The sequence below is a fragment of the Pseudomonas sp. MWU318 genome (genome assembly GCF_016756945.1).
In the GTDB taxonomy this organism is placed as follows: domain Bacteria; phylum Pseudomonadota; class Gammaproteobacteria; order Pseudomonadales; family Pseudomonadaceae; genus Aquipseudomonas; species Aquipseudomonas putida_A.
In genome coordinates this window covers 186,458-199,358 of sequence record NZ_JAESJL010000008.1, presented here as the reverse complement: position 1 = coordinate 199,358, position 12,901 = coordinate 186,458, and the positions used below count along the sequence as shown (strand labels likewise).

11 protein-coding genes are annotated in these 12,901 nt (G+C 61.3%); all 11 read left to right on the top strand.

Features of this window, described 5'->3' with window-relative positions; all coding sequences use genetic code 11:
* Window positions 1–12: 12 nt before the first annotated feature.
* The 11 genes from leuD (at window position 13) to JN524_RS19630 (ending at window position 12,843) form a co-directional block, all read left to right on the top strand.
* Entirely contained in the window at window positions 13–657 is a 645-nt protein-coding gene (gene leuD / locus JN524_RS19680) for a 3-isopropylmalate dehydratase small subunit (RefSeq protein ID WP_007969234.1), read from the top strand.
* 119 nt (window positions 658–776) lie between these two features.
* The gene (locus tag JN524_RS19675; RefSeq protein ID WP_202370417.1) at window positions 777–1,544 is read left to right on the top strand and encodes a class I SAM-dependent methyltransferase; all 768 of its coding nucleotides are present in this window, start codon (window positions 777–779) and stop codon (window positions 1,542–1,544) included.
* A 55-nt stretch (window positions 1,545–1,599) separates the two neighbouring features.
* The gene (gene leuB / locus JN524_RS19670) at window positions 1,600–2,682 is read left to right on the top strand and encodes a 3-isopropylmalate dehydrogenase (RefSeq protein WP_202370416.1); all 1,083 of its coding nucleotides are present in this window, start codon (window positions 1,600–1,602) and stop codon (window positions 2,680–2,682) included.
* 66 nt (window positions 2,683–2,748) lie between these two features.
* On the top strand, window positions 2,749–3,861 hold the full coding sequence (gene asd / locus JN524_RS19665) for an aspartate-semialdehyde dehydrogenase (protein WP_003226428.1): 1,113 nt from the start codon (window positions 2,749–2,751) through the stop codon (window positions 3,859–3,861).
* A gap of 272 nt (window positions 3,862–4,133) precedes the next feature.
* Entirely contained in the window at window positions 4,134–5,144 is a 1,011-nt protein-coding gene (locus JN524_RS19660) for an aspartate-semialdehyde dehydrogenase (protein ID WP_202370415.1), read from the top strand.
* 209 nt (window positions 5,145–5,353) lie between these two features.
* Complete coding sequence (locus JN524_RS19655; RefSeq protein WP_202370414.1) at window positions 5,354–7,993, top strand: FimV family protein; 2,640 nt, start codon at window positions 5,354–5,356, stop codon at window positions 7,991–7,993.
* Between the two features lie 248 nt (window positions 7,994–8,241).
* Window positions 8,242–9,066, top strand: a complete 825-nt coding sequence (truA, locus tag JN524_RS19650; RefSeq protein WP_047600206.1) for a tRNA pseudouridine(38-40) synthase TruA — start codon at window positions 8,242–8,244, stop codon at window positions 9,064–9,066.
* A 64-nt stretch (window positions 9,067–9,130) separates the two neighbouring features.
* Window positions 9,131–9,775, top strand: a complete 645-nt coding sequence (locus JN524_RS19645) for a phosphoribosylanthranilate isomerase (RefSeq protein ID WP_202370413.1) — start codon at window positions 9,131–9,133, stop codon at window positions 9,773–9,775.
* Window positions 9,776–9,975: 200 nt separating this feature from the next.
* Window positions 9,976–10,896, top strand: coding sequence for an acetyl-CoA carboxylase, carboxyltransferase subunit beta (gene accD, locus JN524_RS19640; protein ID WP_027611535.1), 921 nt, complete (start codon window positions 9,976–9,978; stop codon window positions 10,894–10,896).
* Window positions 10,893–12,200 (top strand): bifunctional tetrahydrofolate synthase/dihydrofolate synthase, encoded by a 1,308-nt coding sequence (gene folC / locus JN524_RS19635; protein WP_202370412.1) that lies wholly within the window; start codon window positions 10,893–10,895, stop codon window positions 12,198–12,200. Before accD ends, folC begins: the two co-directional genes overlap by 4 nt.
* Window positions 12,184–12,843: an SPOR domain-containing protein gene (locus JN524_RS19630; protein WP_202370411.1), complete on the top strand. Its 660-nt coding sequence runs from the start codon at window positions 12,184–12,186 to the stop codon at window positions 12,841–12,843. The genes folC and JN524_RS19630 overlap by 17 nt, the downstream gene beginning before the upstream one ends.
* The last annotated feature ends 58 nt before the right edge of the window (window positions 12,844–12,901 follow it).

Below are 12,901 nucleotides of genomic sequence, written 5' to 3'. Positions count from 1 at the left end.
AAGGAGCGCAGCATGAAAGCTTTTACCCAGCACACTGGTCTTGTCGCGCCTCTGGATCGTGCCAACGTCGACACCGACCAGATCATTCCCAAGCAGTTTTTGAAGTCGATCAAGCGCACCGGTTTCGGCCCGAACCTGTTCGACGAGTGGCGTTACCTGGATGTCGGCCAGCCGTACCAGGACAACTCCAAGCGCCCGTTGAACAAGGAATTTGTGCTCAACGCCGAGCGTTATCAAGGCGCCAGTGTGTTGCTGGCCCGCGAGAACTTCGGTTGCGGCTCCAGCCGTGAACACGCCCCGTGGGCACTGGAAGAATACGGTTTCCGCAGCATCATCGCGCCGAGCTACGCCGACATCTTCTTCAACAACAGCTTCAAGAACGGCTTGCTGCCGATCATCCTGAGCGACGCTGAAGTCGATGAATTGTTCAAGCAGGTCGAGGCCGAGCCGGGCTATCAATTGCAGATCGATCTGCACGAGCAGACCGTGACCAGCCCGAACGGCAAGGTGTACCGCTTCGAGATCGACGCGTTCCGCAAGCATTGCTTGTTGAACGGTCTGGACGATATCGGCCTGACCTTGCAGGACGGCGATGCGATTGCGGCGTTCGAGGCCAAGCATCGTGTGAGCCAGCCGTGGCTGTTTCGCGACGCGTAATGATTTGCGGCGACACGGAAAAGATCGCAGCCTTCGGCAGCTCCTACATGGGCCGCGTAAACCTGTAGGAGCTGCCGCAGGCTGCGATCTTTTGATCTTGAAAATGAAAGGAAACCGCCATGACCAGCACCGCCCAGCACACCCAGGTTGTACAAAAGCAATTCGGTGAACAGGCCGCCGCCTACCTGAGCAGCGCCGTTCACGCGCAAGGCACCGAATTCGCGCTGCTACAGGCTGAGCTGGCAGGGCAGGGCGCGGCCCGGGTGCTGGACCTGGGGTGCGGCGCCGGTCATGTGAGTTTTCATGTGGCGCCGCTGGTCAAGGAAGTGGTGGCCTACGATCTGTCGCAGCAAATGCTCGACGTGGTGGCCGCTGCGGCTGTGGATCGCGGTTTTGCCAATATCTCCACGGTCAACGGTGCCGCCGAGCGCCTGCCGTTTGCCGATGGTGAATTCGATTACGTGTTCAGCCGTTATTCGGCGCACCATTGGAGCGATCTCGGGGTGGCGCTGCGCGAAGTGCGTCGGGTGCTGAAACCGGGCGGTGTGGCAGCGTTCATCGACGTGTTGTCACCGGGCAGTCCGTTGTTCGACACTTACCTGCAAAGCGTCGAAGTGCTGCGCGACACCAGCCACGTGCGCGATTATTCCGCCGGCGAGTGGCTGCGGCAGGTCAGCGAGGCCGGGCTGCATACCCGCAGCACCAGTCGTCAGCGCCTGCGTCTGGAATACAGCAGTTGGGTCGAGCGCATGCGCACGCCCGAGGTGATGCGCGCAGCGATCCGCCAGTTGCAGCAGTCGATGGGCAACGAAGTACGAGAATATTTTGAGATTGATGCCGACGGCTCGTTCAGTACAGATGTAATCGTACTGATGGCTGAACGCTAAGCATTTTTCCGGGCGCGCCTGTCAGAGGCGCACCGATTGAAGACACGAGGAAAGCATGAGCAAGCAGATTCTGATTCTCCCAGGTGACGGTATTGGTCCGGAAATCATGGCCGAAGCGGTCAAGGTGCTGGAGCTGGCCAACGACAAGTACAGCCTGGGCTTCGAGCTGAGCCATGACGTGATCGGTGGCGCCGCCATCGACAAGCATGGCGTGCCGTTGGCCGACGAAACCCTCGAGCGTGCCCGTGCTGCCGATGCAGTCCTGCTGGGCGCCGTGGGCGGCCCGAAATGGGACACCATCGAGCGTGACATCCGCCCTGAGCGTGGTCTGCTGAAAATCCGTGCGCAACTGGGCCTGTTCGGCAACCTGCGTCCGGCGATCCTCTACCCGCAACTGGCCGACGCTTCAAGCCTGAAGCCGGAAATCGTTGCCGGTCTGGACATCCTGATCGTGCGTGAGCTGACCGGCGGCATTTACTTCGGCGCGCCACGCGGCACTCGTACCCTGGAAAGCGGCGAGCGTCAGTCCTACGACACCCTTCCGTACAGCGAAAGCGAAATCCGCCGCATCGCCCGCGTCGGTTTCGACATGGCCATGGTTCGCGGCAAGAAGCTGTGCTCGGTGGACAAGGCTAACGTGCTGGCGTCCAGCCAACTGTGGCGTGAAGTGGTCGAGCAGGTCGCCAAGGATTACCCTGAAGTCGAACTGAGCCACATGTACGTCGACAACGCCGCCATGCAACTGGTGCGCGCACCGAAGCAGTTCGACGTGATCGTCACCGACAACATGTTCGGCGACATCCTCTCCGACGAAGCCTCGATGCTCACCGGTTCGATCGGCATGCTGCCGTCGGCCTCGCTGGATTCGAACAACAAGGGCATGTACGAGCCGTGCCACGGTTCGGCGCCGGACATCGCAGGCAAAGGCATTGCCAACCCGTTGGCGACCATTCTGTCGGTGTCGATGATGCTGCGTTACAGCTTCAATCTGCACGATGCGGCCGATGCCATCGAGAAGGCCGTCAGCGTGGTGCTGGATCAAGGCTTGCGTACCGGTGACATCTATTCGGCCGGTTGCACTAAAGTCGGAACGCAGGAAATGGGTGACGCAGTAGTCGCCGCGCTGCGGAATCTGTAATCTCTCGGGCCCGCTGCGAAATTCAATACAAAGCAGCGGCCCACTTTTCAAGAAGGTGTAGTTGCGATGAAACGTGTAGGTCTGATCGGTTGGCGCGGCATGGTCGGTTCCGTGCTCATGCAGCGGATGCTGGAAGAGCAGGATTTCGATCTTATCGAGCCGGTGTTTTTCACCACTTCCAATGTCGGTGGCCAAGGCCCGTCCGTGGGCAAGGACATTGCTCCGCTCAAGGACGCTTACAGCATTGAAGAGCTGAAAACCCTCGACGTGATCCTGACCTGCCAGGGCGGCGACTACACCAGCGAAGTGTTCCCGAAGCTGCGCGAAGCCGGCTGGCAGGGTTACTGGATCGACGCGGCTTCCAGCCTGCGGATGAACGATGACGCGGTCATCATTCTCGACCCGGTCAACCGCAAGGTCATCGACCAGCAACTGGACGCGGGCACCAAGAACTACATCGGCGGCAACTGCACCGTCAGCCTGATGCTGATGGGCCTGGGCGGTCTGTTCGAGGCCGGTCTGGTCGAGTGGATGAGCGCCATGACTTATCAGGCGGCCTCCGGTGCCGGCGCGCAGAACATGCGTGAACTGATCAAACAGATGGGCGCGACCCACGCTGCGGTGGCCGATCAACTGGCCGATCCGGCCAGCGCGATCCTCGACATCGACCGTCGCGTGGCCGAAGCCATGCGCAGCGACGCGTACCCGACCGAAAACTTCGGCGTGCCGCTGGCCGGCAGCCTGATCCCGTGGATCGACAAGGAACTGCCGAACGGCCAGAGCCGTGAAGAGTGGAAGGCTCAGGCCGAGACCAACAAGATCCTCGGCCGCTTCAAGAGCCCGATCCCGGTCGACGGCATCTGCGTGCGCATCGGCGCCATGCGTTGCCACAGCCAGGCGCTGACCATCAAGCTGAACAAAGACGTGCCGATCGCTGATATCGAAGGGCTGATCAGCCAGCACAACCCTTGGGTCAAACTGGTGCCGAACAACCGCGACATCAGCATGCAGGAGCTGAGCCCGACCAAGGTCACCGGCACCCTGAACGTACCGGTGGGTCGTCTGCGCAAGCTGAACATGGGCTCGCAATTCGTCGGTGCCTTCACCGTCGGCGACCAACTGCTGTGGGGCGCGGCCGAACCGCTGCGTCGCATGCTGCGGATTTTGCTGGAGCGTTGATCGCTTGATGCAATGAAAGAACCCGTGCCTTGTGAGAGGTGCGGGTTTTTTTATGCCTTGGATTTTCGGGTATCAGGTCTGGCCTCATCGCTGGCAAGCCAGCTCCCACAGTTTTCAGGTATGTACAAACATCTGCGTCCCACATCGACCACTGTGGAGCTGGCTTGCCAGCGATGAGGCCGGTACAGGCGCCACAAATCCCCGACAGAAATTGCCTGCATGCCAGTCACCCGGTAAAGTGCCGCTCCCCCCGTTTCGCCAGAGGTAGAACCATGACCCAGACCCTTGATATTGCCGTCGTCGGCGCCACCGGTACTGTCGGCGAAACCCTCGTACAGATTCTCGAAGAGCGCGACTTTCCGGTCGGCAACCTGCACTTGCTGGCGAGCAGCGAATCCGCTGGCAGCTCGGTGCTGTTTCGCAACAAGAACGTGCGCGTGCGTGAAGTCGACGAGTTCGATTTCAGCAAGGTAAAACTGGTGTTCTTCGCCGCTGGCGCTGCCGTTTCCCTGAGTTACGCGGCGCGTGCTCATGCGGCCGGTTGCTCGCTGATCGATCTGTCCGGCGCATTGCCGGCCGAGCAGGCGCCGCAAGTGGTGCCGGAGGCCAACGCTGAGGTGATCGCCGGTCTGAAAGCACCGTTCAAGGTCAGCAGCCCAAGCCCTTCGGCGACGACGCTGGCCGTGGTGCTGGCGCCGCTTCTCGATTTGATTGAGCTGCAATACGTCAACGTCACCGCCAATCTGGCCGTGTCCGCCCAGGGTCGCGAGGCTGTGACCGAGCTGGCGCGACAGACCGCCGAGTTGCTGAACATGCGTCCGCTGGAGCCGACTTTTTTCGATCGGCAGATGGCCTTCAACCTGTTGGCCCAGGTCGGCACGCCCGACGCTCAAGGCCACACGCTGCTGGAAAAACGTCTGGTGCGCGAGTTGCGTCAGGTGCTGAAGCAGCCTTTATTAAAGATTTCCGTCACTTGCGTTCAAGCCCCGGTGTTTTTTGGCGATAGCTATAGCGTGACCTTGCAGTCAGCGAGTGCGATTGACCTGGCAAAGGTCAACGCTGCGCTTGAGGATGCGCCCGGTATCGAGCTGGTTGAAGCCGGCGATTATCCGACCGCGGTGGGTGACGCGGTGGGGCAGGACGTTGTCTATGTCGGTCGGGTGCGCAGCGGTGTCGACGACCCGGCGGAACTTAATCTGTGGCTGACGTCAGATAACGTACGCAAAGGCGCGGCCCTGAATGCTGTGCAGGTCGCTGAATTGTTGATAAAAGACCTGCTGTAAAAGATACTTGGCAACAATTTGTCGACTGATTCTAGGTGAGCGCTATGCTTGCCCGGAGCACTCGATAACGTGTCACCCTCCGGGACTTTCCGGGGCATCAAAGAAATGATCGCGCGCGGCAGTCTGTCGTCGTCGCGCGCAATGCCTTACGGCAGCGGCAATCAACATCTTCTCGCTGGCCGAGGAACGTTCAAACAAAGGATGAGGCTATGGTTCAAGTTCGCAAACTGGTGTTAGCAATAGCGGCCGCCTCGGCGCTGTCCTCCGGTATGGCGCATGCCCTCGGGCTCGGGGAGCTGACCCTGAAGTCGACCCTGAACCAGCCGCTGGTGGCCGAGATCGAGCTGCTCGACGTCAAGGATCTCACTGCTGCCGAAGTGGTGCCGAGCCTGGCTTCACCCGAAGATTTCGCCAAGGCCGGCGTCGATCGCCAGGCCTTCCTCAACGACCTGACGTTCACCCCGGTGCTCAACGCCAGCGGCAAAAGCGTGCTGCGCGTGACTTCGAGCAAGCCGCTGTCGGAGCCGATGGTGAAATTCCTCGTGCAGGTGATGTGGCCCAACGGCCGTCTTCTGCGCGATTACAGTGTGCTGCTGGATCCGTCGAAATTCTCGCCACAGACCGCTGACGCCGCCGCGCAACCGGCGCCGTCGCAGACCATCACCGCACCGACCACCGGCGCGACTCACCCGAATCAATACACCACCACGCCGCGCGATACCTTGTGGGAAATCGCCGCGAAGGCGCGCACCGGCGGTTCGGTGCAGCAGACCATGCTGGCGATTCAGGCGCTCAACCCGGATGCGTTCATCGACGGCAACATCAACCGGCTGAAAACCGGTCAGGTGCTGCGCCTGCCGGACTCGGTGGAAAGCACCGCGCTGCCGCAATCGAAAGCGATTGCCGAAGTCGCCGCGCAGAACGAAGCCTGGCGTCAGGGTCGTCGCTATGTGGCCAAGCCGGGTACCGGCCAGCAGCAGCTCGATGCCACCAAGCGTGGTCGCAGCAATGTCGGCGCCGGCCAGAATGCCAAGGACAACCTGAGTCTGGTCTCTGCCGAAAACGCCAAAGGGCGTGGCAAAGGCCCGGCCGGCGATGCCAAGGCCTTGAGCAACAAGCTGGCGGTGACTCAGGAAAGCCTCGACACGACCCGTCGTGACAACGAGGAACTGAAAAGCCGCATGGCCGATCTGCAAAGTCAGTTGGACAAGCTGCAACGCCTGATCGAGCTGAAGAACAATCAACTGGCGAAGATGCAGGCCGAAGGCCCGGGCGCTGCGCCAGCCGCCACTGCTGCCGTACCGGCGATCACCGCCGAATTGGCTGCAACCCCGCCAGCCACCCCGGCAGAAGCTGCGCCAACGCCAGAGTCGGCGATTGCGCCACCGGTCGAGACGCCTGCCGAAACACCGGTGGTCGCGCCGAAACCGGTTGTTGACGAGGATAAAACCTTCAACGAACTGCTGACCAATCCGATCCTGCTGGGTCTGATCGGTGGCGGTGCGGTGGTGTTGCTGCTTCTGCTGTTGCTGCTGGCCCGTCGCCGCAAAGCCCAGCAGGAAGCCGAGAAACACCTGCGCATGGCCCGCGCCCTGGCGGAAGAACAAGAGTTCTCTGCCGAGCAGGATCTGCCGGAAAGCAGCTTCGAAGGCCTGGAAACACCTGCAGCCAGCGTCAAACTCAACACCCCGGCACCCGCACCCGCGCCAGCGCCTGCTGCGGTAGTGGCTCCGGTGGTCATGGCCGAGCCGATTGCCGCGCCATTGGTCGCGCCGTCCGCCGAGCGTTCCGATGACGTGCTGGACAAAGCGCAGTCGCACATCAATGCCGGTCGCCTGAATCAGGCTGCAGCTCTGCTGGAAGAGGGCGTCAGTCTTGAGCCACAACGCAGCGACCTGCGCCTGAAGCTGATGGAAGTCTACGGTCAACAAGGCGACCGCGATGCGTTCGTCGCTCAGGAGCGTCAGCTGGTGGCCAACGGCGATAACTTCGCCAAGGTCGAAGAGCTGAAAAAACGCTTCCCGGCCATGGCGGTAGTCGCTGTCGCGGGTCTGGCCGCTGCTGCGGCCGCCGCCGAGCTGGACGCGCAATACGTCAAGGAGCTGCTGCTCGACGAGCCTGAGGCGCCTGCGCCTGAGTCTGCGGCAGACGACCTCGACAGCGCGTTCGACCTGAGCCTGGACGATCTCGACAACATTACTCCGGTTGAGCCTGCCCCTGTCGTCGCACCTGAAGCACCGGTAGAGTTGGACGAATTCCCGGCCGACGACGATCTGAGCTTTGAGTCGGTGCTGCAACAGCAGACCGAGATCAAAGAGAACCTCGACGACCTGTCGGACTTCGACCTTGATCTGGATCTGGGTGCCGAGCCTGCGCCACCTCCGGCGGCGGATCTGGCGGATGATGATTTCCTGCTGGATCTGGACGAAGGCGTGAAAGATCTGGCGCCGGCCGAGCCTGTGGTCGCCAACGAAGTGCCACAGGACGATCTGGAGCTGCCGGCGGATTTCGATCTGTCGCTGGCTGACGAGATGGATACGACCCCGGCCGAACCGGATGCCTTCGCGGCAGAGCTGGATGACGTCAACGCCGAGCTGGATCGCCTGTCGCAGAGCATCGCCGAGCCGACCTTCACCGAAGCCGATGCGGCATTGGGTGATGATCTGGGTGAAGACGACTTCGACTTCCTCGCCGGCACCGACGAAGCCGCCACCAAACTCGATCTGGCCCAGGCCTACATCGATATGGGCGACAGCGACGGCGCACGCGACATCCTCAACGAAGTGTTGACCGAGGGTGACGAGAAGCAGCGTGGCGAGGCCAAGGAAATGCTTTCGCACCTGGCATGAGCCAGCGGTAAATAAAAACGGCAGCCCACTGAGGCTGCCGTTTTTGTTTGCTTTTTAAAATCAAAAGATCGCAGCCTGCGGCAGCTCCTACATGAGATTGCGTTCCTCTGTAGGGGCTGCCGAAGGCTGCGATCTTTTGATCTTTTGATCTCGAAACTGGCATCCCCGACTCACGGCCTTATAATGCCCGCCTTTGTACCTCAGCAGGCTGTCCCTCCTTGGCAAACATAGATAACCCGGTCGCCGAAATGGCACCCGACGGCTTTTACCGCGTCGCGCTTGGCGTCGAATACAAAGGTTCGCGCTACAGCGGCTGGCAGCGTCAGTTGACCGGCGTGGCCACGGTGCAGGAAGAGCTCGAAAAAGCCTTGTCGAAAGTCGCCAACTCGCCGGTTTCACTGCAGTGCGCCGGACGTACCGACGCGGGCGTGCACGCTTGCGGACAAGTGGTGCATTTCGACACGCAAGTCGATCGTTCGCTAAAAGCCTGGGTGATGGGCGCCAATATCAATCTGCCCCACGACATCAGTGTCAGCTGGGCGCGGGTGATGCCGGCGCATTTTCATGCACGGTTCAAAGCCATCGCCCGGCGTTATCGCTATGTCATCTACAACGATCAGATTCGTCCGGCGCATCTCAACGAAGAAATCACCTGGAACCACCGCCCGCTCGACGTCGAGCGCATGGCTGAAGCGGCGCAATACCTGATCGGTACTCATGATTTCAGTGCGTTCCGTGCAGGGCAGTGCCAGGCCAAGTCGCCGATCAAGAAGATGCATCATCTGCGCGTGACCCGTCACGGCAAGATGATCGTTCTCGATATCCGCGCCAACGCCTTTTTGCACCACATGGTGCGCAACATTGCCGGTGTGCTGATGACCATTGGTGCCGGCGAGCGCCCTGTCGAGTGGATGAAGGAAGTGCTGGAAAGCCGCGAGCGCCGTTCCGGTGGCGTGACAGCGCATCCGTACGGGCTATACCTGGTGCAGGTCGAGTATCACGACGAATTTCCGTTGCCCGAGCGTTTTATCGGGCCACATTTCCTTACGGGTTTCTCGGAACTTGACGGCTGACGCCCTCGAACGCATTTGTTACCATCCGGGACTTTCCCGAATTTGACGCGGAGTTTTTCTCGATATGTCAGCCGTTCGCAGCAAGATCTGCGGGATTACCCGCATAGAAGATGCGTTGGCAGCGGTCGAGGCCGGGGCGGATGCGATCGGGTTCGTGTTCTACGCCAAGAGCCCGCGTGCAGTGAGCGTGCAGCAGGCAAGGGCGATCATCCAGGCTTTGCCACCGTTCGTGACGACGGTGGGCCTGTTCGTCAACGCCAGCCGCTGCGAGCTGGGGGAAATCCTCGATGCCTTGCCGCTGGATCTGTTGCAGTTCCATGGCGACGAGACCGCTGAAGAGTGCGAAGGTTGGCATCGTCCGTACATCAAGGCATTGCGGGTCAAGGCTGGCGACGACATCGCCGCTGCCGTCGATGCCTATCCGAGTGCCAGTGGGGTGCTGCTCGACACTTACGTCGAAGGCGTGCCGGGCGGAACCGGCGAGGCGTTCGACTGGTCTTTGATTCCGCAAACTTTGAGCAAGCCGCTGATCCTGGCCGGTGGCCTCACCCCGGAAAACGTCGCCGACGCCGTGGCGCGGGTCAAACCTTACGCGGTCGATGTCAGCGGCGGGGTAGAAGCGAGCAAGGGCATCAAGGATCATGCGAAGATCCGCGCGTTCATCAATGCCGTACGTAGCCGCTCGCAGGGAGCGTCTACTTCGATGTGACGGCTGGCGAACTGCCGCCGTCCATCAATGCACTTGCACAAAGCAGGCGAGGCTGAGGGTTTCTGGAGTTGCACGCAGGTCATGTTTCGCGCTGACCGCGGTGTTCCGTCAACCATCGCCACACACATGAATTTAGCTGAAGGGCATACGCGGGGCTGCGAACCAGAGCGTTCGGGCCGCCGGTACTGGAGAAAGAAAGCATGAGCAACTGGTTGGTAGACAAACTGATCCCTTCGATCATGCGTTCGGAGGTCAAGAAGAGCTCGGTGCCTGAAGGTCTGTGGCACAAATGCCCGTCCTGCGAGGCTGTGCTGTATCGCCCTGAGCTGGAAAAGACCCTGGACGTTTGCCCCAAGTGCAACCACCACATGCGCATCGGCGCACGGGCGCGTATCGACATCTTCCTGGATGCCGAAGGCCGCAACGAGCTGGGTGCAGACCTGGAGCCGGTTGACCGTCTGAAATTCCGCGACGGCAAGAAGTACAAGGATCGTCTGGTCGCTGCGCAGAAGCAGACTGGCGAAAAAGACGCGCTGATCTCCGTCAGCGGCACCCTGCTGGGTATGCCGGTGGTGGTTTCGGCGTTCGAATTCAGCTTCATGGGTGGTTCCATGGGCGCCATCGTCGGTGAGCGTTTCGTGCGCGCCGCCAACTACGCCCTGGAAAACCGTTGCCCGATGATCTGCTTCGCCGCCTCCGGTGGTGCGCGCATGCAGGAAGCGCTGATCTCGCTGATGCAGATGGCCAAGACGTCGGCCGTGCTGGCGCGTCTGCGTGAAGAAGGCATTCCGTTCATCTCGGTGCTGACCGATCCGGTCTACGGCGGCGTTTCCGCCAGCCTGGCAATGCTCGGCGACGTGATCGTCGGTGAGCCGAAAGCCCTGATCGGCTTCGCCGGTCCGCGCGTGATCGAGCAGACCGTGCGGGAAAAACTGCCGGAAGGCTTCCAGCGCAGCGAGTTCCTGCTGGAGCATGGTGCGATCGATCTGATCATCGATCGTCGTGAACTGCGTCCACGCCTGGGCAATCTGCTGGCGCAACTGACCGGCCAGCCGACTCCGACCTACGTCGCCGCTCCTGTCGAGCCAATCGTCGTTCCACCGGTGCCTGCCAACGTATGACCGAGCGTACCCTTGGCGAGTGGCTCGCCTACCTTGAGCAGTTGCATCCATCGGCCATCGACATGGGGCTGGAGCGTTCGCAACAGGTAGCGTCCCGCATGGGACTGGGCCAGCCGGCGCCTCGGGTGATTACGGTCACCGGCACCAACGGCAAGGGTTCGACCTGCGCATTCGTGGCTTCCTTGCTGCGGGCGCAGGGCCTGAACGTGGGTGTCTACAATTCTCCGCACCTGCTGCGTTACAACGAGCGGGTGCAGCTCAATGGCGTCGAAGCCACTGACGCTCAGCTGTGCGAGGCCTTCGCTGCGGTGGAGGCCGGGCGTGGCGACACTTCCCTGACTTATTTCGAAATGGGCACCCTGGCGGCGTTCTGGCTGTTTCAACAGGCAAAACTTGACGCTGTGGTGCTGGAAGTCGGTCTGGGCGGGCGTCTGGACACGGTCAATGTGGTGGACGCCGATATCGCGCTGGTCACCAGCATTGGCGTCGATCATGCCGAATACCTGGGCAATACCCGCGAATCCGTGGCCTTCGAGAAGGCCGGGATTTTTCGTCAGGGCAAACCAGCCTTGTGCGGCGACCTGAATCCTCCGCAACCGCTGCTCGACAAGGTCCGTGAACTCGCGTGCCCGTTCTCGCTGCGCGGACGCGACTTCGATCTGGGGATCACCGATCACAACTGGCAATGGCGCGGCACTGACGCGCAGGGTCAGGTGGTCGAATTGCATGATTTGCCGCTGCTCGATCTGCCGATGGAAAACGCCGCGCTGGCATTGCAGGCATATCTGCTGCTCGGCTTGCCGTGGAATCCGTCGCAAATTGTTGCTGCGTTGCAGGCCACCCGTGTGGTGGGCCGGCTGGATCGTCGCTCGTTCGAATTCAACGGCAAGCGCCTGAACCTGCTGCTGGACGTGGGGCATAACCCGCACGCGGCGGAGTATCTGGCGCGGCGTCTGACTACTCGGCCGCCGGTGGGCAAGCGTCTGGCGGTGTTCGGCCTGTTGGCGGACAAGGATCTGGATGGTGTTGTCGGCGAATTGAATGCTAGTGTCCAGCACTGGGCGGTAGCGCCGCTGGATTCGCCGCGCGCGCGTCCGGTCGGTGAATTACACGCGGCATTGCAGAACCTTGGCGCCTCTGTCACGTCCTATGACAGTGTCGCGGCTGCGCTGGAAGGGCAGTGCGCGATCGCAACCAGCGACGACGAGATTCTGTTGTTCGGATCATTTTATTGTGTCGCCGAGGCCCTTGAATGGTTGGTCCGGCGCTCCACGGAGGAAGCGGCAAATGGCTTTGCTGGATAAAGCGTACAAGCAGCGCATGGTCGGTGCCCTGGTGCTGGTGGCGCTGGCGGTGATTTTCCTGCCGATGCTGTTTTCCCGTCAGGACGAGCAGCGTCAGGTCACGGTCGATGCTCCGGCTGCGCCGCAAGCACCTGCCGTGGCGCAAGTGCAGCTCGAGCCGGTGGCCGTGCCGGAGCCACAAGCGCTGCCGCAGGAACCGGTACCGAGCGATGAAGAAGTCGCCGAGCAATCGGCGCCGTCGATGCCGATTGCATCGGCTCCAGCACCAGCGCCTGCTCCCGTCGCCAAACCGGTTGCTCCAGCACCGGTGCCGGCGGCCAAGCCGACAACGGCGCCGGCTCAGCCGATCGCAGCGGCCCCGACCAAGCCTGACACCACGCAAAGTCGCGTCGATGCCAACGGTCTGTCGGTCAGCTGGTCGGTGCAACTGGCCAGTCTGTCGAGTCGCGCCAGCGCCGAAAGCCTGCAGAAAACCTTGCGCAGTCAGGGTTACAACGCTTATATCCGTTCCGCCGACGGCAAGAACCGGGTGTTCGTGGGGCCGCTGATCGAGCGTGCCGAGGCCGATCGTCTGCGTGATCTGTTGAGTCGCCAGCAGAACCTCAAGGGTTTTGTCGTGCGCTTCCAGCCCGAGCGCGGCTAGGATCTATCGATTCGATTGAAATGCACTGAAAATCGCAGCTTACCGACAGCGGTGCGCT

Excerpts from the sequence above, each read along its gene's own strand:
- leuD (WP_007969234.1), top strand. The coding sequence starts at position 13 with ATGAAAGCTTTTACCCAGCACACTGGTCTTGTCGCGCCTCTGGATCGT.
- JN524_RS19675 (WP_202370417.1), top strand. The coding sequence starts at position 777 with ATGACCAGCACCGCCCAGCACACCCAGGTTGTACAAAAGCAATTCGGT.
- leuB (WP_202370416.1), top strand. The coding sequence starts at position 1,600 with ATGAGCAAGCAGATTCTGATTCTCCCAGGTGACGGTATTGGTCCGGAA.
- asd (WP_003226428.1), top strand. The coding sequence starts at position 2,749 with ATGAAACGTGTAGGTCTGATCGGTTGGCGCGGCATGGTCGGTTCCGTG.
- JN524_RS19660 (WP_202370415.1), top strand. The coding sequence starts at position 4,134 with ATGACCCAGACCCTTGATATTGCCGTCGTCGGCGCCACCGGTACTGTC.
- JN524_RS19655 (WP_202370414.1), top strand. The coding sequence starts at position 5,354 with ATGGTTCAAGTTCGCAAACTGGTGTTAGCAATAGCGGCCGCCTCGGCG.
- truA (WP_047600206.1), top strand. The coding sequence starts at position 8,242 with ATGGCACCCGACGGCTTTTACCGCGTCGCGCTTGGCGTCGAATACAAA.
- JN524_RS19645 (WP_202370413.1), top strand. The coding sequence starts at position 9,131 with ATGTCAGCCGTTCGCAGCAAGATCTGCGGGATTACCCGCATAGAAGAT.
- accD (WP_027611535.1), top strand. The coding sequence starts at position 9,976 with ATGAGCAACTGGTTGGTAGACAAACTGATCCCTTCGATCATGCGTTCG.
- folC (WP_202370412.1), top strand. The coding sequence starts at position 10,893 with ATGACCGAGCGTACCCTTGGCGAGTGGCTCGCCTACCTTGAGCAGTTG.
- JN524_RS19630 (WP_202370411.1), top strand. The coding sequence starts at position 12,184 with ATGGCTTTGCTGGATAAAGCGTACAAGCAGCGCATGGTCGGTGCCCTG.